The 21,886-nt window shown below is 69.7% G+C and carries 14 protein-coding genes, 1 tRNA gene and 2 rRNA genes (1 of these 17 only partly in view); 15 read left to right on the top strand and 2 right to left on the bottom strand.

Going from position 1 to position 21,886, the window contains the following annotated elements; all coding sequences use genetic code 11:
• The 4 genes from ACMATS_RS10980 to ACMATS_RS10965 all read left to right on the top strand — a co-directional run.
• Positions 1 to 2,192 (top strand): 23S ribosomal RNA (locus tag ACMATS_RS10980); it begins 930 nt to the left of the window's first position.
• Between the two features lie 74 nt (positions 2,193 to 2,266).
• Positions 2,267 to 2,383, top strand: a 5S ribosomal RNA gene (gene rrf / locus ACMATS_RS10975).
• Between the two features lie 119 nt (positions 2,384 to 2,502).
• The gene (locus tag ACMATS_RS10970) at positions 2,503 to 3,186 is read left to right on the top strand and encodes a DegT/DnrJ/EryC1/StrS family aminotransferase (RefSeq protein WP_390778446.1); all 684 of its coding nucleotides are present in this window, start codon (positions 2,503 to 2,505) and stop codon (positions 3,184 to 3,186) included.
• A 52-nt stretch (positions 3,187 to 3,238) separates the two neighbouring features.
• Positions 3,239 to 3,311 (top strand) — tRNA-Thr (locus ACMATS_RS10965).
• A gap of 50 nt (positions 3,312 to 3,361) precedes the next feature.
• Here the strand turns inward: ACMATS_RS10965 and ACMATS_RS10960 are convergent.
• On the bottom strand, positions 3,362 to 5,995 hold the full coding sequence (locus ACMATS_RS10960; RefSeq protein WP_414170696.1) for a SpoIIE family protein phosphatase: 2,634 nt from the start codon (positions 5,993 to 5,995) through the stop codon (positions 3,362 to 3,364).
• A 252-nt stretch (positions 5,996 to 6,247) separates the two neighbouring features.
• Here ACMATS_RS10960 and ACMATS_RS10955 point away from each other — a divergent pair, with 252 nt between their 5' ends.
• From ACMATS_RS10955 to ACMATS_RS10905, 11 genes are all read left to right on the top strand, one after another.
• Positions 6,248 to 11,740, top strand: a complete 5,493-nt coding sequence (locus tag ACMATS_RS10955) for a HAMP domain-containing protein (protein WP_391150577.1) — start codon at positions 6,248 to 6,250, stop codon at positions 11,738 to 11,740.
• Positions 11,741 to 12,014: 274 nt separating this feature from the next.
• The gene (locus ACMATS_RS10950) at positions 12,015 to 12,701 is read left to right on the top strand and encodes a two-component system response regulator (protein WP_390778444.1); all 687 of its coding nucleotides are present in this window, start codon (positions 12,015 to 12,017) and stop codon (positions 12,699 to 12,701) included.
• A gap of 138 nt (positions 12,702 to 12,839) precedes the next feature.
• Entirely contained in the window at positions 12,840 to 15,521 is a 2,682-nt protein-coding gene (locus tag ACMATS_RS10945; protein ID WP_390778443.1) for a DNA translocase FtsK, read from the top strand.
• A 205-nt stretch (positions 15,522 to 15,726) separates the two neighbouring features.
• Positions 15,727 to 16,527 carry a helix-turn-helix domain-containing protein gene (locus tag ACMATS_RS10940; protein ID WP_390778442.1) on the top strand — a complete coding sequence of 267 codons (801 nt, stop codon included), beginning with the start codon at positions 15,727 to 15,729 and terminating at the stop codon, positions 16,525 to 16,527.
• A 116-nt stretch (positions 16,528 to 16,643) separates the two neighbouring features.
• Complete coding sequence (gene rimO, locus ACMATS_RS10935; protein WP_390778441.1) at positions 16,644 to 18,137, top strand: 30S ribosomal protein S12 methylthiotransferase RimO; 1,494 nt, start codon at positions 16,644 to 16,646, stop codon at positions 18,135 to 18,137.
• A complete protein-coding gene (gene pgsA, locus ACMATS_RS10930; protein WP_390778440.1) occupies positions 18,134 to 18,760 on the top strand; it encodes a CDP-diacylglycerol--glycerol-3-phosphate 3-phosphatidyltransferase in 627 nt (208 codons plus the stop codon). The genes rimO and pgsA overlap by 4 nt, the downstream gene beginning before the upstream one ends.
• Complete coding sequence (locus ACMATS_RS10925; protein WP_414167808.1) at positions 18,757 to 19,281, top strand: CinA family protein; 525 nt, start codon at positions 18,757 to 18,759, stop codon at positions 19,279 to 19,281. The genes pgsA and ACMATS_RS10925 overlap by 4 nt, the downstream gene beginning before the upstream one ends.
• Positions 19,282 to 19,390: 109 nt before the next feature.
• A complete protein-coding gene (locus ACMATS_RS10920) occupies positions 19,391 to 19,774 on the top strand; it encodes a helix-turn-helix domain-containing protein (protein ID WP_086566431.1) in 384 nt (127 codons plus the stop codon).
• A gap of 148 nt (positions 19,775 to 19,922) precedes the next feature.
• A complete protein-coding gene (locus ACMATS_RS10915; RefSeq protein ID WP_390778438.1) occupies positions 19,923 to 20,393 on the top strand; it encodes a Dps family protein in 471 nt (156 codons plus the stop codon).
• A gap of 78 nt (positions 20,394 to 20,471) precedes the next feature.
• Positions 20,472 to 20,690, top strand: a complete 219-nt coding sequence (locus ACMATS_RS10910; protein ID WP_390778437.1) for a hypothetical protein — start codon at positions 20,472 to 20,474, stop codon at positions 20,688 to 20,690.
• Positions 20,691 to 20,744: 54 nt separating this feature from the next.
• Positions 20,745 to 21,014 (top strand): hypothetical protein, encoded by a 270-nt coding sequence (locus ACMATS_RS10905; RefSeq protein ID WP_414167807.1) that lies wholly within the window; start codon positions 20,745 to 20,747, stop codon positions 21,012 to 21,014.
• Positions 21,015 to 21,064: 50 nt separating this feature from the next.
• Here ACMATS_RS10905 and ACMATS_RS10900 read toward each other — a convergent pair whose 3' ends face one another.
• Positions 21,065 to 21,874 carry a DNA-formamidopyrimidine glycosylase family protein gene (locus ACMATS_RS10900; RefSeq protein WP_391150584.1) on the bottom strand — a complete coding sequence of 270 codons (810 nt, stop codon included), beginning with the start codon at positions 21,872 to 21,874 and terminating at the stop codon, positions 21,065 to 21,067.
• Positions 21,875 to 21,886 lie beyond the last annotated feature (12 nt).

Here is a 21,886-nt window from a genome sequence, read left to right as displayed (position 1 = left end):
TTAGGTGCAGCGTCGTGTGTTTCTTGCCGGAGGTAGAGCACTGGATAGGCGATGGGCCCTACCGGGTTACTGACCTTAGCCAAACTCCGAATGCCGGTAAGTGAGAGCGCGGCAGTGAGACTGTGGGGGATAAGCTCCATGGTCGAGAGGGAAACAGCCCAGAGCATCGACTAAGGCCCCTAAGCGTACGCTAAGTGGGAAAGGATGTGGAGTCGCAGAGACAACCAGGAGGTTGGCTTAGAAGCAGCCACCCTTGAAAGAGTGCGTAATAGCTCACTGGTCAAGTGATTCCGCGCCGACAATGTAGCGGGGCTCAAGCGTACCGCCGAAGTCGTGTCATTGCAGCATAAGGACCAACGTCTGCTGTGATGGGTAGGGGAGCGTCGTGTGCCGGGTGAAGCAGCCGTGGAAACGAGTTGTGGACGGTTCACGAGTGAGAATGCAGGCATGAGTAGCGATACACACGTGGGAAACGTGTGCGCCGATTGACTAAGGGTTCCTGGGTCAAGCTGATCTGCCCAGGGTAAGTCGGGACCTAAGGCGAGGCCGACAGGCGTAGTCGATGGACAACCGGTTGATATTCCGGTACCCGCTTTGAAACGCCCAGTATCGAATCAGGCGATGCTAAGTCCGTGAAGCCGTTCTGGATCCTTCGGGTGAAGGAAAGTGGTGGAGCCGACGACCCAGACTTGTAGTAGGTAAGCGATGGGGTGACGCAGGAAGGTAGTCCAGCCCGGGCGGTGGTAGTCCCGGGGTAAGGGTGTAGGCCGTGTGATAGGCAAATCCGTCACACGTTGAGGCTGAGACCTGATGCCGAGCCGATTGTGGTGAAGTGGATGATCCTATGCTGTCGAGAAAAGCCTCTAGCGAGTTTCATGGCGGCCCGTACCCTAAACCGACTCAGGTGGTCAGGTAGAGAATACCGAGGCGTTCGGGTGAACTATGGTTAAGGAACTCGGCAAAATGCCCCCGTAACTTCGGGAGAAGGGGGGCCATGTCCGGTGATCACTCTTGCAGTGTGAGCTGGGTGTGGCCGCAGAGACCAGCGAGAAGCGACTGTTTACTAAAAACACAGGTCCGTGCGAAGCCGTAAGGCGATGTATACGGACTGACGCCTGCCCGGTGCTGGAACGTTAAGGGGACCGGTTAGCGCATCTTCGGGTGTGCGAAGCTGAGAACTTAAGCGCCAGTAAACGGCGGTGGTAACTATAACCATCCTAAGGTAGCGAAATTCCTTGTCGGGTAAGTTCCGACCTGCACGAATGGCGTAACGACTTCTCGACTGTCTCAACCATAGGCCCGGTGAAATTGCACTACGAGTAAAGATGCTCGTTTCGCGCAGCAGGACGGAAAGACCCCGGGACCTTTACTATAGCTTGATATTGGTGTTCGGTTCGGCTTGTGTAGGATAGGTGGGAGACTGTGAAGCATGCACGCCAGTGTGTGTGGAGTCGTTGTTGAAATACCACTCTGGTCGTGCTGGATGTCTAACCTGGGTCCGTGATCCGGATCAGGGACAGTGTCTGGTGGGTAGTTTAACTGGGGCGGTTGCCTCCTAAAGGGTAACGGAGGCGCCCAAAGGTTCCCTCAGCCTGGTTGGCAATCAGGTGTTGAGTGTAAGTGCACAAGGGAGCTTGACTGTGAGACCGACGGGTCGAGCAGGGACGAAAGTCGGGACTAGTGATCCGGCGGTGGCTTGTGGAAGCGCCGTCGCTCAACGGATAAAAGGTACCCCGGGGATAACAGGCTGATCTTCCCCAAGAGTCCATATCGACGGGATGGTTTGGCACCTCGATGTCGGCTCGTCGCATCCTGGGGCTGGAGTCGGTCCCAAGGGTTGGGCTGTTCGCCCATTAAAGCGGTACGCGAGCTGGGTTTAGAACGTCGTGAGACAGTTCGGTCCCTATCCGCTGCGCGCGTAGGAGTCTTGAGAAGGGCTGTCCCTAGTACGAGAGGACCGGGACGGACGAACCTCTGGTGTGCCAGTTGTTCTGCCAAGGGCATGGCTGGTTGGCTACGTTCGGGAGGGATAACCGCTGAAAGCATCTAAGCGGGAAGCCTGCTTCGAGATGAGGACTCCCACCCACTTGATGGGGTAAGGCTCCCAGTAGACGACTGGGTTGATAGGCCAGGTGTGGAAGACCGGTAACGGTTGGAGCTGACTGGTACTAATAGGCCGAGGGCTTGTCCTCAGTTGCTCGCGTCCACTGTGTAGGTTCTGAAGTAACGACCCGTGTGAACATCCGGTTCGATATCTTCATAGTGTTTCGGTGGTCATAGCGTTAGGGAAACGCCCGGTTACATTCCGAACCCGGAAGCTAAGCCTTTCAGCGCCGATGGTACTGCATGGGGGACCGTGTGGGAGAGTAGGACGCCGCCGAACTATTATTCAAAAAAGCTCTGGTGTTTGAACTTCGGTTCAGACGCCGGAGCTTTTTTGTTTCCGTGATGCAGTGCGGAGCGTCATGCCGTGTTCACGTTGCGCCGTCACCATCCGCAGGTATGGGGACAGAGGAGATCCTGACGGCGGCAGGTGTGGGCTCCGGGGACGAGGTCGTCGTGCCCTCGTATGCAACTCCCGGTGCGGCCGAGGCGGTTCGGCACGTCGGTGCCGTGCCGGTTTTCGCGGACATCGACCCCGGCACCTTCTGCCTCGACCCGGCGGCGGCCGAGGCCGCTGTGACCTCGCGCACCGCGGCCGTCGTGGCCGTACCCCTCTTCGGACACCCGGCGGATCTGCCGGCCCTTCAACGCGTCGCCGTTCGCCGGGGGTTGCTCGTCGTCGAGCATGTCGAGCACGGTCGACCCGAATCCCCGGATCCCCGCAGGCAGGCCAACGCGGCCTATCTCGACGCCCGTCTGACCGGGGTGCTGACGCCGCCCGTGGCCCCGGGAGTTCGGCACGGCTATCACTCCTATGTCGTCCGTGTGCCCGGCAACGGACGTCCCGACCGGGACGCCTTCGCGCGGGCCCTCCGTTCGCGCGGCGTCGGGTGCCACGTACCCGTACAGACTCCGGTGCACCGAATGCCCGCGTTCCGGCGGGAGTTGTGGCTCGCCGAGACCGAGCGGGCCGCGGACGTCTGTCTCGCGCTGCCCGTGGACGAGAACATGTCGCGGCGCGAACTCCAGCGCGTGGTGTCGGCATGCAATGCGCTCGGCGGGCTGTTGCCCGCGGCAGCGTAGCCAGGTGGTCAAAAGGCCGTCCGACCATGGGGTATGCTTTATCTCGTTGCCGGCCCCAATAGCTCAGTCGGCAGAGCGTCTCCATGGTAAGGAGAAGGTCAACGGTTCGATTCCGTTTTGGGGCTCTGAAGAAGAAGGCCCCCGCCACTCGGCGGGGGCCTTCTTCGTATGCGGATCAGTCGTCCTGGCGCAGGGGCTGACGCTCCGGCACCCGCATCGCGAGGATGGCCATGTCGTCGGAGGCGGGCTCCGCGGCGAAACGTTCGACCGCTCGCAGCACGCGGGCCGCGACCGCACCCGCCGTCAGGCCCGTACAGGTCGTCAGGACGTCGGTCAGGCCGTCGTCGCCCAGCATGCGGGTGCCCTCGCGGCGTTCGGTGACGCCGTCCGTGACGCACAGGAGCACGTCGCCCGGCTCCAGGGTGACCGTCTGCTCGTAGAGCTCGAGGTCCTCCATGACCCCCAGCAGCGGCTGGGGTTCGGCGGCGGCCTCCACGGTGCCGTCCTGGCGCAGGCGCAGCGGCAGCGGGTGGCCGGCGCAGACGACCTTCAGCACGGCGCTGCCGTCGTGCTGGGGCCACAGCTCGCCGTAGAGGAGGGTGAGGAAGCGGCTGCGGGCGCCCTCGTCGAGGATCGCCGCGTTGAGCCGCTCCAGGACGGCGGGGCCGCCGAAGCCCTCGCGGGCCAGCAGGCGCAGGGCGTGCCGGGCGAGGCCCGTCACGGCCGCGGCCTCCGGGCCCGTGCCGCAGACGTCGCCGATGGCGAAGCCGTAGGCGCCGTCGCGGATGGGGAAGAGGTCGTAGAAGTCGCCGCCGACCTCGTTGCCCTCGCCCGCGGCGCGGTAGATGACCTCGACCTCGACGCCGGGGACGTGCGGGAGCTCGGGCGGGAGGAGGCTGCGCTGGAGGCTCTGGCTGATGGCGGTGCGCTCGGAGTAGAGGCGGGCGTTGTCCAGGGCGAGGGCGGCCCGGCGGGAGAGGTCCTCGGCGAGTTCGAGGATCTCCTGGCGGAAGTGGTCGTCGCTGGGCTTGCCGAGGGTGAGCATGCCGATGACGCGGTTGCGGGCGACCAGCGGCAGGACGACGGTCTCGCCGCCGACCGCCGCCGCCGTGGCGAGCGAGGTGCCCGGGCCGGGGATGTGGCCGGTGGCGTCGGCGAGGCCGAGGCTGCGCAGGGAGGAGCGCAGGGCCGCGGAGTGGGCGGCCTCGGAGGGGGCCGACCAGACGCGGGCGCCGGGGGAGTTGACCGGGTCCGGCGGCGGGACCTTGGAGAGCAGGTTCTTCAGGCCGTCGATGCGGTCCTCGTCCTCGTGCAGGACGTAGGACAGCTCGGGGTCGGAGCTCTGGTCGGCGATGGTGTAGACCGCGCACCAGGTGGCCAGGGTGGGGACCGTCATCTGGGCCATGAGGGCCAGGGTCTGGTCCCGGTCGAGGGTGCCGGCGAGCAGGTCGGAGGCCTCGACGAGGAAGGAGAGGGAGCCGCGGCGCAGCCGCTCCAGCTCGCCGAGGCGGGCGGACTCGACGGCGAGGGCGATGCGGTCGGCGGCGAACTGCAGCCGCAGGGCCTCCTCGTTGCCGTAGCGCCGCGGGGACTCGGCGGCGACGCCCAGCGAGCCCGTCAGGCGGCCCTCCACCTTGAGCGGGACGGTGACGACCGAGCGCATGCCGGTGTTGGCCAGCAGTGGGACGGCGCCGGGGACGGCGCTGAGGTCGTCGTGGACGGCGGGCATCCGGGCCGAGCCGTAGCGGCCGGTGCCGGCCTCGACGGGGACGCGGGCGAACCGCTGGCGGGCGGAGGGCAGGCCGGTGGAGGCGCGGACCTCCAGCTCGGTCTCGTCGTCCGTGGCCAGCAGGAGGTAGGCGGAGTCGCCGTCGAGCATGTCGCGGGCGCGCTCGACAGTGCGCTGGAGGAGGCCGTCGAGGTCGTCGGGGGCGGGGGAGCCGATGAAGACCTCGAAGGGGTCCGTGGCGGTGCCCCGCTCGGCGGTGGCGGCGTCGGCCGCGGGGGCGCGCTGCGGGCTCTGCAGGACGGCGCGCTCCTCGTCGCGCACGAGCAGGCAGACGGTGGAGGGGGCGCCCTCGGCGTCGCGGACGCGCAGGTGCGAGGCGTAGACCGGGACGACGCGGCCGTCGGCGCCGCGGATGCCGTAGGAGCCCTCCCAGCGGGACAGCCGAAGGGCCTCGGCGATGCCGGTGGAGGTGCCGGGGGTGTGCGGCCAGGCGGCGAGGTCGGTGAGGGGCTTGCCGGTGATCTGGTCGGCGGTGAAGCCGAAGAGCTCGTGGGCGTCTTCGTTCCAGAAGGTGATGCAGCCGGTGCGGTCGATCTGGATCACGGCGACGCGGACGCGGGGGTCGGCCAGCGGCAGGGCCGCTGCGGGCAGGGCGGGGCCGGCGGAGCGGGTGCCCGCGGGGCGGTCGGGGAGGTCGAGGCGAAACCACACCTTCTTGCGGGTGGACGTGTACTCGACGCCCCAGCGGGAGGCCAGTGCGGCACAGAGCAGCAGGCCGCGGCCGCCCTCGCGGTCGACGCCGCCGAGCCGGCCGGCGGGGCTCTGCAGGGGCAGCTCGCGCTCGGGGTAGCGGTCGGCGACCTCGACGCACACGCCGCCGTCCGCGCGGGTGCACAGGACCTCGGCGGCGGTCCCGGCGTGGACGACGGCGTTGGTGACGAGTTCGCTGGTCAGGACGACGGCGTCGTCGATGATGTCCGGAAAGCCCCAGCCTTGGAGGGTGTCCCGGACGAACGTCCGGGCGGCGGCGACCGAGCGTCCGACCGGCTCGAAGGTGGCGGCTGCCCGCGCGGTGATCACAGGTCTCCTCGTGTGCGTCTCGGCGATCTGCTCACGCATGTGCAGCGCCCCTCCATTGCCCTGGCCGGATGCCAGGTTACTTACCCCCGCGCCCCGGGCGGAGGCCGGTGCACAGTGATTCCACCTTGGGGGTATCGGGTGGACTGTGTGCGATGCTGCCGGAGGTTATGACCTGGTTGGGCTGGAGTGAAACACTGGGAAAGCTCGAAGCGGAAGCCCGACGAGGATGATCGACCCAGCGGGAGGGACACGGTGGAGTCTGGCGCAGCGGCGCGGGGCGTGAGCACGCGCGCGAAGGGCGGACGGTCCCGATCCAATGGGACGACGGAGGTGGACACCGCGGCTCTGAACCGGCTGCTGTCGGCTCTGGAGGCCATGCGGGACGGGAACTTCCGCAAACGTCTGACGGTCTCGGGCGACGGCGCGATGTCCGAGATCGCGGCGGTGTTCAACGAGGTCGCGGACCGTAATCTGCAGCTCACGGGCGAGCTGGCGCGGGTGCGCCGGGTGGTCGGCCGGGAGGGCAAGCTCACCGAGCGGCTGGAGGTCGGCGCGTGCGAGGGGGCCTGGGCGGCCGCGATCGACGCGTCGAACGCCCTGGTCGACGATCTGGTGCGGCCGGTGTCCGAGGTGGGCCGGGTGCTCTCGGCGGTCGCCGAGGGCGACCTGGAGCAGCGGATGGACCTGCGCTCGCAGGGAGCGGACGGTTCCGCGCATCCGCTGCGCGGCGAGTTCCTCAAGGTCGGGCGCACGGTCAACGGGCTGGTCGACCAGCTGTCGGCGTTCACCGACGAGGTGACGCGGGTGGCCAGCGAGGTGGGCACCGAGGGGAAGCTGGGCGGGCAGGCGCGGGTGCGCGGTATGTCCGGCTCCTGGAAGGACTTGACGGACTCCGTCAACACGATGGCGTCCCGGCTCACCGCCCAGGTGCGTGATATCGCGCTGGTGACGACGGCGGTCGCCAAGGGCGATCTCTCCCGGAAGGTCACGGTGCATGTGGCCGGGGAGATGCTGGAGTTGAAGAACACCGTCAACACGATGGTGGACCAGCTGTCCTCGTTCGCGTCCGAGGTGACGCGAGTGGCGCGTGAGGTGGGCACCGAGGGCGAGTTGGGCGGCCAGGCGCAGGTGCCGGGTGTGGCAGGCGTCTGGAAGGACCTCACCGACTCGGTCAACCTGATGGCCGGGAACCTGACGGCCCAGGTGCGCGGCATCGCGCAGGTGACGACGGCGGTTGCGAACGGCGACCTGTCGCAGAAGGTCACGGTCAGCGCGCGCGGCGAGGTGGCGCAACTGGCCGAGACCATCAACCAGATGACCGAGACGCTGCGCACGTTCGCCGACGAGGTGACCCGGGTGGCCAGCGAGGTCGGCGCCGAGGGCCTGCTGGGCGGTCAGGCGCAGGTGCCGGGTGCTGCGGGCACGTGGAAGGACCTCACGGACTCCGTGAACACGGCCTTCCGCAACCTCACCGGCCAGGTGCGGGACATCGCCCAGGTGACCACGGCGGTGGCGAACGGCGACCTGGGTCAGAAGGTCACGGTCGATGTCTCCGGCGAGATGCTGGAGTTGAAGAACACCGTCAACTCGATGGTCGACCAGCTGCAGTCCTTCAGCGGTGAAGTGACCCGTGTGGCACGGGAGATCGGTGTCGAGGGCGAGCTGGGCGGCCAGGCGGCCGTGCCGGGTGCTGCGGGCACGTGGAAGGACCTCACGGACTCCGTGAACACGGCCTTCCGCAACCTCACCGGCCAGGTCCGCAACATTGCGCAGGTGACCACGGCGGTCGCGAACGGCGACCTGTCGCAGAAGGTCACGGTCGATGTCTCCGGCGAGATGCTGCAGCTGAAGAACACCGTGAACACGATGGTGGACCAGCTGTCGTCCTTCGCCGACCAGGTCACGCGGATGGCGCGGGACGTGGGCACGGAGGGCCGGCTCGGCGGTCAGGCCCGGGTGGACGGGGTCAGCGGCACGTGGAAGGAGCTGACGGACTCCGTCAACTTCATGGCGGGCAACCTGACATCGCAGGTGCGGCAGATCGCCCAGGTGACCACGGCGGTGGCGCGCGGCGATCTGTCGCAGAAGATCGACGTGGATGCGCGCGGCGAGATCCTGGAGCTGAAGAACACCATCAACACGATGGTCGACCAGCTCTCGGCGTTCGCCGAGCAGGTGACCCGCGTGGCCCGCGAGGTGGGTACGGACGGCCGGCTCGGCGGTCAGGCGCAGGTGCCGGGTGTGGCGGGCGTGTGGCGCGATCTGACGGACTCCGTCAACGGCATGGCCGGGAACCTGACCGCCCAGGTCCGCAACATCGCCCAGGTCGCCACGGCGGTGGCGCGCGGTGACCTGTCGCAGAAGATCGACGTGGATGCGCGCGGCGAGATCCTGGAGCTGAAGAACACCCTCAACACGATGGTGGATCAGCTCTCCTCGTTCGCCGAGCAGGTCACACGGGTGGCCCGCGAGGTCGGCACCGAGGGCATCCTGGGCGGCCAGGCCGAGGTGCAGGGGGTCTCGGGCACCTGGAAGGACCTCACCCAGTCCGTGAACTTCATGGCCAACAACCTGACGTCCCAGGTGCGCAACATCGCCGAGGTGACCACGGCGGTGGCCAAGGGCGATCTGTCGAAGAAGATCACGGTCGATGCCAAGGGCGAGATCCTCGAACTCGTCACCACCGTGAACACGATGGTGGACCAGCTGTCGGACTTCGCCGAGCAGGTGACCCGGGTGGCCCGCGAGGTGGGCACCGAGGGGCAGTTGGGCGGCCAGGCGCGGGTGCGCGACGTCACCGGCATCTGGAAGGACCTCAGCGACAACGTCAACCTGATGGCCAACAACCTGACCAGTCAGGTCCGCGGGATCGCGCAGGTGGCCACCGCGGTCGCCAACGGCGACCTGACCAAGAAGGTCGGCGTGGAGGCGCGCGGCGAGGTCGCGCAGCTCGCGGACACGGTCAACATCATGGTCACCACGCTGTCGTCCTTCGCCGACGAGGTGACCCGGGTGGCCCGCGAGGTGGGCACCGACGGCATCCTCGGCGGCCAGGCGCGGGTGCCGGGCGTGAGCGGTACGTGGAAGGACCTCACCGAGTCGGTGAACTCGATGGCGTCCAACCTGACCGGGCAGGTGCGCAACATCGCGATGGTGACGACGGCCATCGCGCAGGGCGACCTCACCAAGAAGATCGACATCGATGCGCGCGGCGAGATCCTCCAGCTGAAGACGACCATCAACACGATGGTCGACCAGCTGTCCTCGTTCGCCGACCAGGTCACCCGCGTGGCCCGCGAGGTGGGCACGGAGGGCCAGCTGGGCGGCCAGGCCCGGGTGCGGGACGTGGACGGCACCTGGCGCGACCTGACGGAGTCGGTGAACGAGATGGCCGGCAACCTGACCCGTCAGGTGCGGGCCATCGCCGAGGTCGCCACGGCCGTGACCCGCGGCGACCTCAACCTGCGGATCGACGTGGACGCGGCGGGCGAGATCCTGGAACTCCAGGACAACATCAACACGATGATCGCCAACCTCCGCGAGACCACGCTCGCCAACAAGGAGCAGGACTGGCTCAAGGGCAACCTGGCCCGCATCTCCGGTCTGATGCAGGGCCGCCGCGACCTGGAGGACGTCGCCGGGCTCATCATGAGCGAGCTGACCCCGGTGGTCTCCGCGCAGCACGGCGCGTTCTTCCTGGCGATGGCGACGGACCTGCAGGAGGGCGGCAGCGGTGAGGACGCCTACGAGCTGCGGATGCTCGGCTCGTACGGCTACTCGATGGGCGCGATGCCCACGTCCTTCCGGCCGGGCGAGTCGCTGATCGGCACCGCGGCCAAGGAGAAGCGGACGATCCTGGTGGAGAACGTGCCGCCGGGCTACCTGAAGATCGCCTCCGGTCTGGGCGAGGCGCCGCCGGCCCATGTGATCGTGCTGCCGGTGCTGTTCGAGGGCCAGGTCCTGGGCGTGATCGAGCTGGCGTCCTTCCAGCCGTTCGCGCAGATCCAGAAGGACTTCCTCAGCCAGATCGCCGAGATGATCGGCACCAGCGTCAACACCATCAGCGTCAACACCAAGACCGAGGTGCTGCTCAAGCAGTCGCAGGAGCTCACCGAGCAACTGCGCGAGCGGTCCGCGGAGTTGGAGAACCGGCAGAAGGCGCTGGAGATCTCCAACGCCGAGCTGGAGGAGAAGTCCGAGCGGCTGGCGCGCCAGAACCGCGACATCGAGGTGAAGAACACCGAGATCGAGGAGGCCCGGCAGGTGCTCGAGGAGCGCGCCGAGCAGCTCGCGGTCTCGATGCGCTACAAGTCCGAGTTCCTGGCCAACATGTCGCACGAGCTGCGCACCCCGCTCAACTCGCTGCTGATCCTGGCCAAGCTGCTCGCCGACAACGCGGAGGGCAATCTCTCCCCGAAGCAGGTCGAGTTCGCCGAGACCATCCACGGCGCGGGCTCGGACCTGCTGCAGCTGATCAACGACATCCTGGACCTGTCGAAGGTCGAGGCGGGCAAGATGGACGTCAGCCCGACCCGGATCGCGCTCGTCCAGCTCGTCGACTACGTGGAGGCCACCTTCCGGCCGCTGACCGCGGAGAAGGGCCTGGACTTCTCCGTGCGCGTCTCGCCGGAGCTGCCGGCCACGCTGCACACCGACGAGCAGCGGCTGCTGCAGGTGCTGCGCAACCTGCTGTCGAACGCGGTGAAGTTCACGGACTCGGGCGCGGTCGAACTGGTCATCAGGCCGGCCGGGGTGGACGTCCCGGACAGCATCCGGGAGCAGTTGCTGGAGGCCGGCTCGCTGCGGGACGCCGACGCCGACATGATCGCCTTCTCCGTCACGGACACCGGCATCGGCATCGCGCAGAGCAAGATGCGGGTCATCTTCGAGGCGTTCAAGCAGGCGGACGGCACGACGAGCCGCAAGTACGGCGGCACGGGCCTGGGCCTGTCGATCAGCCGGGAGATCGCCCGGCTGCTCGGCGGCGAGATCCACGCGGCCAGCGAGCCCGGCCGCGGCTCCACCTTCACGCTCTACCTGCCGCTCAACCCCGGCGAGCTGCCGCCCCAGGGCTACCACCCGGAGGCGGGCGGTGCGATCGCGGCCGTGGAGCCGGGCGGGCTCGTGCCCTCCGAGGACGGTGCCGGTGCGCACACGCCGGAGCGCGGTGCGGCGGGGCTCTTCCTGCGCCGCCGGCGCGCGGCGCAGGCCGCGGCGGGGCTGCGGCCCGCGCTGCCGGCGTCCGGCCAGGGGGAGACGGCGGTGCCGGGGGCGCGCAGCGCCCGGGTGGCTGCAGGGCACGAGCCATGGCCGGTGGATGCGCACAGTGACGGCCCGGACGGGACGGCGCACGGCTTCAGCGGCGGCTTCCACGGTGAGAAGGTGCTGATCGTCGACGACGACATCCGCAACGTCTTCGCCCTCACCAGCGTGCTGGAGCAGCACGGGCTCTCGGTGCTCTACGCGGAGAACGGCCGTGAGGGGATCGAGGTCCTGGAGCAGCACGACGACGTGGTCGTGGTGCTGATGGACATCATGATGCCGGAGATGGACGGCTACGCGACGACGGCCGCGATCCGCAGGATGCCGCAGTTCGCGGGGCTGCCCATCATCGCGCTCACGGCGAAGGCGATGAAGGGCGACCGGGAGAAGAGCATCGACGCCGGGGCTTCCGACTATGTCACCAAGCCGGTCGACACGGATCACCTGCTGACGGTGATGGAGCAGTGGATGCGCGCCGAGTGACAGGTGCTCGGAAGGACTTTGAACGTCCGCTGACTGACTGTGGCCGATGACGTGTGGGACCGCGGTATTCGGGGAACCTTCTGGTCCCCTGCCACGTTTCTGCTACGTGCACAGTGACATCGCGGTGACAGGGTGTGGCGACAGGCGGGGTGCGGCTACCATGACCGGCACAAGGGCGGGCGGCGCAAGGGAGCCGTCCCCGGGGGCGGTGCCCGGTGCTTCTCCCGGCTCCGCGAGCCGGGAAGACCCCAAGCCGGGACGAGGAGGACGGGGCATGGTGCAGAAGGCCAAGATCCTCCTGGTCGATGACCGGCCGGAAAATCTGCTCGCGCTGGAGGCCATCCTCTCGGCGCTCGATCAGACACTGGTGCGGGCATCGTCAGGGGAGGAAGCGCTCAAGGCGCTGCTGACGGACGACTTCGCGGTGATTCTGCTGGACGTCCAGATGCCCGGCATGGACGGGTTCGAGACCGCCGCGCACATCAAGCGGCGCGAGCGGACCCGGGACATTCCCATCATCTTCCTCACCGCCATCAACCACGGCCCGCACCACACCTTCCGCGGCTACGCGGCCGGCGCCGTGGACTACATCTCGAAGCCGTTCGACCCCTGGGTGCTGCGCGCCAAGGTCTCGGTGTTCGTCGAGCTGTACATGAAGAACTGCCAGCTGCGCGAGCAGGCCGCCCTGTTGCGCCTGCAGCTGGAGAGCGGGCAGGCCGCCCGGGCCGGCGCCCTGGAGACGCAGGAGCCGGCCGGGCTGCTGGCCGAGCTCTCCGCGCGGCTCGCCGCCGTCGAGGAACAGGCCGAGGCCCTCTCCAAACAGCTGGACGAGTCCGCCGACGCGGCAGCGGTCGCCACCGCCGCCCACCTGGAGCGCAAGCTCACCGGACTGCGGCGCGCCCTGGACGCGCTGGAGCCCGGCGCGGGCAGCGCCGCCGGCCCGCTCCCCTCGCCGAGCTGACGGGCCGTCGGCCCCGCGTCACCGCACCCGTCTCCGCTTTGACGTCCTGTCACCGGCTCAACCGCGCCATTGCGACACGAATGGGTGAACACCCGGGCCCACGTGTCCCATGCGTCGGACGACGGTAACCTCGGCACCATGGCCTCACGTACGTCCGGCAAGGGTTCCCAGAGCACGGCGGGCACCTCGAAGCAGCGCGCCGGGCGATCCGGGACCGCCGCCAAGAAGGCGCCCGCGAAGAAAGCGGCAGCACGGCCCGCGGGCCGCGCCCCCGCTCGCAGGGCGCCCGCCAAGAAGACCGCCCCCAAGTCCGCCCCCCGCCGCGTCGGGCGCGGCGTGGCGAACGGCGTCGGCGCGATGTTCCGCGGCGTCGGCCGCGGCGCCAAGGGCCTGCACCCGGCGCACCGCAAGGACGGCCTGGCGCTGCTGCTGCTCGCCCTCGCCCTCATCGTTGCCGCGGGCACCTGGTCCAACGTCCGCGGTCCCGTGGGCGACCTCGTCAAGATGCTCGTCACCGGAGCCTTCGGCCGGCTCGACGTGGTGGTGCCGATACTGCTCGCCTTCATGGCCGTCCGGCTGTTCCGGCACCCCGAGCGCCCCGAGGCGAACGGACGGATCGTCATCGGCCTGTCCGCCCTGGTGGCCGGCGTCCTCGGCCAGGTCCACATGGCCTGCGGGTCACCCGGCCGCGGGGACGGTCTGCACGCCATGCAGGACGCGGGCGGGTTCATCGGCTGGGCGGCCTCCAAGCCCCTGCAGTACACCGTCGGCGACGTCCTCGTCGTGCCGCTGCTCGTGCTGCTCACGGTCTTCGGCCTGCTGGTGGTCACGGCCACCCCGGTCAACGCCATTCCGCGCCGGCTGCGGGACGCGGGGATACGGCTCGGGATCATCGAGCCGCACCCCGACGAGTACGCCGTCGACGAGGGGTACGCCGACGACTGGCGGGAGACCCCCGCCCGGCGGCCCCGGCGCACCGCCCCCGCGGCGGACGACGGCGGCCCCGGGCTGGACCGGGCCGAGGAGGAGGCGCTCGGCAAGCGCCGCAAGCCCCGGCGCACTCCCGTGCAGCCGCCCGAGAGCCGCGAGCCGGACGCCGTGGACCTGGCGGCCGCCGCGGCGGCCTCGCTGGACGGTGCCGTGCTGCACGGCGTACAGCCCTCTCCGCTCGTCGCCGGGCTCAGCAGCGGCATCGCGCAGGACGGCGGCCGTACGGAGCCGACGGTGCCGGCCACGCGCGGCGTGTCCATGGACAAGCGGCCCGCGGCCGTTCCCGACCTCACCAAGCCCGCTCCCGAGCCGCCGTCCGGGCTGCCCGCACGGGCCGAGCAGCTCCAGCTCGCCGGGGACATCACCTACGCGCTGCCCTCGCTCGACCTGCTGGAGCGGGGCGGTCCGGGCAAGACGCGCAGCGCGGCGAACGACGCCATAGTGGCCTCGCTGACCAACGTCTTCGCGGAGTTCAAGGTCGACGCCGCGGTCACCGGCTTCACCCGGGGCCCGACGGTCACGCGATACGAGGTCGAGCTGGGCCCGGCCGTGAAGGTCGAGCGCATCACGGCCCTCACCAAGAACATCGCCTACGCCGTGGCCTCCCCGGACGTACGCATCATCAGCCCGATCCCGGGCAAGTCCGCCGTGGGCGTCGAGATCCCGAACACCGACCGCGAGATGGTCAACCTCGGGGACGTGCTGCGGCTGGCCGACGCCGCGGGCGACGAGCACCCGATGCTGGTGGCGCTCGGCAAGGACGTCGAGGGCGGCTATGTGATGGCCAACCTGACGAAGATGCCGCACGTGCTGGTGGCCGGCGCCACCGGCTCCGGCAAGTCGTCCTGCATCAACTGCCTGATCACCTCGATCATGGTCCGGGCCACCCCCGAGGACGTCCGGATGGTGCTGGTCGACCCCAAGCGCGTCGAGCTGACCGCCTACGAGGGCATCCCGCACCTGATCACGCCGATCATCACCAACCCGAAGCGGGCCGCCGAGGCCCTGCAGTGGGTCGTCCGCGAGATGGACCTGCGCTACGACGACCTCGCGGCCTACGGCTTCCGGCACATCGACGACTTCAACGCCGCCGTGCGCGAGGGCCGCGTCACCCCGCCCGCGGGCAGTGGGCGCGAACTCCAGCCGTACCCGTACCTGCTGGTCATCGTCGACGAGCTCGCCGACCTGATGATGGTGGCGCCGCGCGACGTCGAGGACTCGATCGTGCGCATCACCCAGCTCGCCCGGGCCGCCGGCATCCACCTGGTGCTGGCCACCCAGCGGCCGTCGGTCGACGTCGTCACCGGCCTGATCAAGGCCAACGTGCCCTCCCGGCTCGCGTTCGCGACCTCCTCGCTCGCCGACAGCCGGGTCATCCTCGACCAGCCTGGCGCCGAGAAGCTCATCGGCAAGGGCGACGGCCTCTTCCTGCCCATGGGCGCCAACAAGCCCATCCGCATGCAGGGCGCCTTTGTGACGGAGGGTGAGGTCGCGGCCGTCGTCAAGCACTGCAAGGACCAGATGGCGCCGGTCTTCCGCGACGACGTGACCGTCGGTTCCGCGAAGAAGAAGGAGATCGACGAGGACATCGGTGACGACCTCGATCTGTTGTGCCAGGCGGCCGAGCTGGTCGTCTCCACCCAGTTCGGCTCGACGTCGATGCTGCAGCGGAAATTGCGTGTGGGATTCGCCAAGGCGGGCAGACTGATGGACCTGATGGAGTCGCGCAACATCGTGGGTCCCAGCGAGGGCTCCAAGGCGCGCGACGTCCTGGTCAAGCCCGACGAGCTGGACGCGGTCCTCGCCGTCATCCGCGGCGACTCCGCGTAGCGATCCGGCTGCGAAGGGACTTGGGCCAAGCCGTTTCTCTTGATGCTCTGCGTAGTTGAGAGAGGGGGGTGGGGCGATGTGCCACCGTCGGTGCCACAGAGCATTCTGATGGCCTACAAAGCCCGGCTTTCCGCTTGCCCGACGCTTTCGCATGCCCCCTAGACTGAATCTCCAGCAGGTGGCTGCACGCTCGAAAGGCGCCCACGTGTCCATCGGCAACTCTTCCGAGGACGACCGGCCTTCCGTCGGACGTTCCCTCCAGCAGGCCCGTATCAGTGCAGGACTGACCGTCGATGAGGTCAGTTCGACCACCCGTGTACGCATCCCGATCGTGCATGCGATCGAGCAGGACGACTTCACCCGATGCGGCGGACACGTCTACGCGCGCGGTCACGTCCGCACCCTGGCGCGCGCCGTCGGCCTGGACCCGGCCGAGCTCGTCGCGCAGTACACCGCCGAGAACGGCGGACGCCCCTCGCCCACCCCGGCGGCCCCGGTCTTCGAGGCCGAGCGGATCCGCCCCGAGCCCCGGCGTCCCAACTGGACCGCCGCCATGGTCGCCGCGATCGTCGCCGTGGTCGGCTTCGTCGGGTTCACGCTGTTCAACGGCGGGGCCAAGGGTCAGAACTCCGCCGACCCGCCCTCCGCCAAGCCGTCCGTGGCCCCCAGCGCCAAGTCCAACCCCGGCAAGGCCACGGACCCCAAGCCGGAGGCGTCCAACAGCGCCATCGCCGGCGCCCCGGTCAACAAGGTCATCGTCAAGCTCACCGCCGAGAACGGGCAGACGTGGATGTCGGCCAAGGACCACGACGGCAAGCTGCTGGAGGAGGGCGTGCTCCAGCGGGGGGCCTCCAAGACCTTCACCGACAGCAAGCGGATCGACCTGGTGCTCGGCAACGCCGGAGTCGCACGACTGTTCGTGAACGGTAAAGAGGTCAAGAATCTCGGCGAGGACGGCCAGGTCCAGCGCCTCAGCTACACCAAGGGCGACCCGGCAGCGGGCTGACCAGCGAGGAACCGCATGACGGCACGGTTGCGGAGAGCCCCCGGGTGATCAGGCTCTCCGCGCCTCGCTGCCACTCGGCAGCGGACCCGGCGCCGGGACAAAGTAGGCTGAGCCCTATGCCCGAACGCCGTACCGTCGCTCTTGTCACACTTGGCTGCGCCCGTAACGAGGTGGACTCGGAGGAGCTGGCAGGCCGCTTGGCGGCGGATGGCTGGGACCTCGTGGAGGACGCCGCCGACGCCGATGTGGCCGTCGTCAACACCTGTGGCTTCGTCGAAGCCGCGAAGAAGGACTCCGTCGACGCCCTCCTGGAGGCGAACGACCTCAAGGATCAGGGTCGTACCCAGGCCGTCGTGGCCGTCGGCTGCATGGCCGAGCGGTACGGCAAGGAGCTCGCCGAGGCCCTTCCCGAGGCCGACGGCGTGCTCGGCTTCGACGACTACGCCGACATCTCCGACCGGCTCCAGACCATCCTCTCCGGCGGCGTCCACGCCTCCCACACCCCGCGCGACCGGCGCAAGCTGCTGCCGATCAGCCCCGCCGAGCGGCAGGGCGCCAGCGCACCGGCCCTGCCCGGACACGCCCAGGCCCCGGAGGAGAACGCCCCCGAGGACCTGCCGGAGGGCCTCGCCCCGGCCTCCGGGCCGCGCGCCCCGCTGCGCCGCCGGCTCGGCTCCAGCCCCGTCGCCTCGGTGAAGCTCGCCTCCGGCTGCGACCGGCGCTGCTCCTTCTGCGCCATCCCGTCCTTCCGCGGCTCCTTCATCTCCCGCCGCCCCTCCGACGTGCTCGGCGAGGCGCGCTGGCTGGCGGAGCAGGGGGTGAAGGAGATCATGCTGGTCTCCGAGAACAACACCTCCTACGGCAAGGACCTCGGCGACATCCGTCTGCTGGAGACGCTGCTGCCGGAGCTCGCCGCCCTCGACGGCCTCGAGCGCATCCGCGTCAGCTACCTCCAGCCCGCCGAGATGCGCCCCGGCCTGATCGACGTGCTGACCTCCACGGACAAGGTCGTGCCCTACTTCGATCTCTCCTTCCAGCACTCGGCCCCCGCCGTGCTGCGCGCGATGCGCCGCTTCGGCGACACCGACCGCTTCCTGGAGCTGCTCGACACGATCCGTTCCAAGGCCCCGCAGGCGGGCGTCCGTTCCAACTTCATCGTCGGCTTCCCCGGCGAGACCGAGGAGGACGTCGCCGAGCTGGAGCGCTTCCTGACCGGGGCCCGCCTGGACGCCATCGGCGTCTTCGGCTACTCCGACGAGGACGGCACCGAGGCGGCCACGTACGAACACAAGCTCGACCAGGACGTCGTCGACGCGCGCCTGGCGCGCGTCTCGCGGCTCGCCGAGGAGCTCACCGCGCAGCGCGCCGAGGAGCGCATCGGCGACACCGTCGAGGTCCTCGTCGACCGGGTCGACGAGGAGGACGGCGTCATCGGCCGGGCCGCCCACCAGGCGCCCGAGACCGACGGCCAGGTGCGGCTGACCGGCGAGGCGACCTTCGCCCCCGGCACGCTGGTCGTCGCCAAGGTGATCGCGAGCGAGGGCGTGGACCTCGTCGCCGAGCCCCTGGCGTCCGCCACGGGCGGGTGTACCGGGGAGGCGGGCAGATGAGCGGAGTCCCGGCCCCCACCGCGGGAGGCCCAGCCCCCGCGTCGGCCGGGCGCCCGGCGGGCCTGTGGAACATCGCCAACATCCTGACGATGGTGCGGCTGCTCCTCGTGCCCGGGTTCGTCGTGCTGATGCTCCACGACGGCGGTTACGAACCGGCCTGGCGCTCCTTCGCCTGGGCGGCGTTCGCGGTCGCCATGATCACCGACCTCTTCGACGGTCATCTGGCCCGCACGTACAACCTGGTCACGGACTTCGGCAAGATCGCCGACCCGATCGCGGACAAGGCGATCATGGGCGCGGCGCTGCTCTGCCTCTCCGCCCTGGGCGACCTGCCGTGGTGGGTCACGGGCGTGATCCTCTCCCGCGAGATCGGCATCACGCTCATGCGGTTCTGGGTGATCCGGCACGGGGTCATCCCGGCCAGCCGGGGCGGCAAGCTGAAGACGCTGGCCCAGGGCGTGGGCACGGGGATGTACATCCTGCCGCTCGAAGGGCCGCTGGCCACCTTGCGCTTCTGGGTGATGGCGGTCGCCGTCGTCTTGACCGTGCTGACCGGGCTCGACTACATCAGGCAGGCCGTCGCCCTGCGCCGTGCGGCGCGGAGCGGGGGTGCCGCGCGGTGAGCGGAGCGGATGCCGGCCGGGCACCCGAGGTGCTCGCCGAGCTGGCCGCTCGGGGGGAGACGCTGGCCGTGGCCGAGTCGCTCACGGGCGGCCTCGTCGCGGCCGGGCTGACCGCGGTGCCCGGGGCCTCGCGGGTGGTGCGGGGGTCCGTCACCGCGTACGCCACCGATGTCAAGCGCGAGGTGCTGGGCGTGGCCGGGCCGCTGCTCGCCGAGCGCGGTGCCGTCGACGCCGAGGTGGCCCGCCAGATGGCCTGCGGCGTACGGGCGTTGCTGGGTGCCGACTGGGGCGTGGCGACCACCGGCGTCGCCGGTCCCGAACCACAGGACGGCAGGTCCGTCGGCACGGTCTTCGTGGCCGTCGCCGGCCCGGGCGGCTCCGGGGCCGTCCGGGAGCTCTCGCTGGACGGAGACCGTGCCCGGATCCGGGCCGGAAGCGTCCGGGAAGTCCTCGCGCTGCTGCTGCACGAACTGACGGGGAACGCGGGGGCAAAGGATACGGAACACAACGGGGGGAATTGATGTTTGCAGCCCTGAGTGAACACGACATAGCTCCCCGCACGGCCGCACCCCGAGGCGGTACGGTGGGGCGTGAAGGAACCGGATTCGCGGTCCAAGGAGGGAGCCACCGATGATTCTGCTCCGTCGCCTGCTGGGTGACGTGCTGCGTCGGCAGCGCCAACGCCAGGGCCGCACTCTGCGCGAGGTCTCCTCGTCCGCCCGGGTCTCGCTCGGATATCTCTCCGAGGTCGAGCGCGGGCAGAAAGAGGCGTCCTCCGAGCTTCTCTCCGCAATCTGCGACGCTCTGGACGTCAGGATGTCCGAGGTCATGCGCGAGGTGAGTGACGAACTGTCGCTCGCCGAGCTGGCGCAGTCGGCGGCGGCGAGCGAGCCGGTACCCGCGCCGATGCGGCCCATGTTCAATTCGGTGTCCGTGACGTCCGTGACGGGCGTTCCGGGGGAGCGCGTGACCATCAAGGCCCCTGCGGAGGCAGTGGACGTGGTCGCAGCCTGACGGCTGAGCCGTTTCGTGTTCCGGATCCCGGTCGGTACTCCGACCGGGATCCCGGCGTTTCCGGCCGGTTTCCCGCCGTTGTGCCATGGTGGAGAAACGGGGAGTGAACGGAAAAGACGGTTTCAACCGCCCTAAAGGGAGGCTGCGAATGTCCGTCGTCAAGAGCCCGCTGTCCGAGCAGGACCGCAAAATCGTGGGGGACGCGCTCCAGGGCGCGCTCGTCGACCTGGTGGACCTCTCCCTGGTGGCCAAGCAGGCCCACTGGACCGTGGTGGGCCCGCGCTTCCGCTCCGTCCATCTCCAGCTCGACGAGGTCGTCGCGAGCGCCCGCACGCACGCCGACACCGTGGCCGAGCGGGCCTCGGCGCTCGGCATCGCGCCGGACGGGCGTGCCGAGACCGTCGCCAGAACCAGCGGCATCGAGGCGGTCGGCGGCGGCTGGCACCAGGACACCGACGCGGTGCGCCTCCTCGTCGCCGGGCTCGGTGCCGTGATCACGCGGATGCGCGAGCGCATCCACGCGACGGCCGACCCGGATCCCGTCACCCAGGACCTCCTCATCGGTCTCACGGGCGACCTGGAGAAGCACCACTGGATGTTCCAGGCGGAGAACGCCTGAGGTAACCGCTTGAACCCCTCGCCGCCTGCCGGGGCCGCCCGGGTGGCGGCCGCGGCCCCGCCACGGTCTCCTGAGGGCATGGACGAGCATCCGGTCATCCGCTTCACGCGCGATCTGATGGTGGTCTCGGACCTCGATCAGGCGACGGCCGGTGCGTTCGTCCGGACCGTCTACCAGGAGGGCATGCACGACGGGGAGCAGCGGGTGATCGTCGAACTGCACCGGCGGGACCGGATGATCGAGGAACTGGAGCGGGAACTCGCACGGCTGCGCGCGGAGGAGCCCGGAGGGGGCTGACAAGGACCTGCGCGGTGCACCGCGGCCGAAGGGAAAGGGCCGAAGGAGGCAGCCATGATCCGGCGGCAGCACGCCCGGCACCGCAGCCGGCCCCGTGGGGCGGCCGGGCGGGTGGTCCTGCTCGTGCTGGGTTGTGTGTGGTGGTGGGCCGCGGTGCGGCTGGCCGTCCAGCCCGGGCGGCTCGGAGCCGTGGACGGGCTGGTGGGCGCCGGGGGGTGGGGGCTGAGCCTGCTGCCGGTGCACTGTGTGCCGCGGAACGGCCGGGAGAGCCGGATCGCCGTGGCGTGGCGCCGGCGCCGGTCCGCCGTACGGCGACGCCCGTGATCCTTCCTTGATCCTTCCTTCCGCCGGGCCCGTCTGCCCTGCCTGCCCGTTCACCCGTTCGGCCCATCCGGGGCGGGGCCTTCCTGGCAGCGGGGGCACCAGTACGTGGGCCGCTCCTGCCCTGCTCTTCCCTGCGCCGCGCTGCGGACCGGGGTGCCGCAGCGGCGGCAGGGGCGCCGCGCGCGCCCGTACACCCACAGCCGGTGGTCCGGGCGGGGGTCGGCGGTGGTGATGCGGGCGGTGCGGGCCTTGTTGGCCTCCAGGAGCTTCTTGGCGAGGGCCGTCAGACGCTCGGGGGACGGCAGTTGCGCGACGGGCAGCCACGGGGAGATGCGCAGCAGGAAGCAGAGCTCGGACTTGTAGACATTGCCGATCCCGGCGAGGTTGCGCTGGTCGAGCACCGCGTCGCCGACGGCACGGGAGGGGTCGGCGAGCAGGCGGTGGACGGCCTCCGCCGCATCCCAGCCGGGGCCGAGCAGGTCGGGGCCCAGGTGGCCGACGACCGTGGTCTCGTCGGCAGTGCGCAGCAGGTCCAGGGCGGGCAGGCGATAGCCCACGGCGACGGCGGACGCGGTGCCGAGGACCGCGCGGACCTGGTGCTCCGGTCCGCCGCGGCGGCGCTCGCCGGGGGCGTGGATCCGCCAGGAACCGTCCATGCCGAGATGCGAGTGCAGCGTGAGTCCGTCCTCGGTGCGGGCGAGCAGGTGCTTGCCGCGCGGCACCACTTCGGTGATGCGACGGCCGGTCAGGTCGGCCGTCGCCAGGGCGGGGACGCGCAGGTCGCACTGGGTCAACAGCTGTCCCGCCAGGGCTCGGTGGAGGACCCGGGCGGTGCGCCAGACGGTGTCTCCTTCGGGCATGCGGCTTCTCCT

Origin of the sequence: Streptoverticillium reticulum (assembly GCF_047456005.1) — a bacterium.
GTDB classification, from domain to species: domain Bacteria; phylum Actinomycetota; class Actinomycetes; order Streptomycetales; family Streptomycetaceae; genus Streptomyces; species Streptomyces reticulum.
The sequence above is the reverse complement of the archived record's forward strand: the minus strand, read 5'-3'. Positions and strand labels throughout refer to the sequence as shown.

What these genes read in the sequence shown, in the direction of transcription:
- ACMATS_RS10970 (WP_390778446.1), top strand. Translation starts at nt 2,503, where the DNA reads ATGGGGACAGAGGAGATCCTGACGGCGGCAGGTGTGGGCTCCGGGGAC.
- ACMATS_RS10950 (WP_390778444.1), top strand. Translation starts at nt 12,015, where the DNA reads ATGGTGCAGAAGGCCAAGATCCTCCTGGTCGATGACCGGCCGGAAAAT.
- ACMATS_RS10945 (WP_390778443.1), top strand. Translation starts at nt 12,840, where the DNA reads ATGGCCTCACGTACGTCCGGCAAGGGTTCCCAGAGCACGGCGGGCACC.
- rimO (WP_390778441.1), top strand. Translation starts at nt 16,644, where the DNA reads ATGCCCGAACGCCGTACCGTCGCTCTTGTCACACTTGGCTGCGCCCGT.
- pgsA (WP_390778440.1), top strand. Translation starts at nt 18,134, where the DNA reads ATGAGCGGAGTCCCGGCCCCCACCGCGGGAGGCCCAGCCCCCGCGTCG.
- ACMATS_RS10920 (WP_086566431.1), top strand. Translation starts at nt 19,391, where the DNA reads ATGATTCTGCTCCGTCGCCTGCTGGGTGACGTGCTGCGTCGGCAGCGC.
- ACMATS_RS10915 (WP_390778438.1), top strand. Translation starts at nt 19,923, where the DNA reads ATGTCCGTCGTCAAGAGCCCGCTGTCCGAGCAGGACCGCAAAATCGTG.
- ACMATS_RS10910 (WP_390778437.1), top strand. Translation starts at nt 20,472, where the DNA reads ATGGACGAGCATCCGGTCATCCGCTTCACGCGCGATCTGATGGTGGTC.
- ACMATS_RS10905 (WP_414167807.1), top strand. Translation starts at nt 20,745, where the DNA reads ATGATCCGGCGGCAGCACGCCCGGCACCGCAGCCGGCCCCGTGGGGCG.
- ACMATS_RS10900 (WP_391150584.1), bottom strand. Translation starts at nt 21,874, where the DNA reads ATGCCCGAAGGAGACACCGTCTGGCGCACCGCCCGGGTCCTCCACCGA.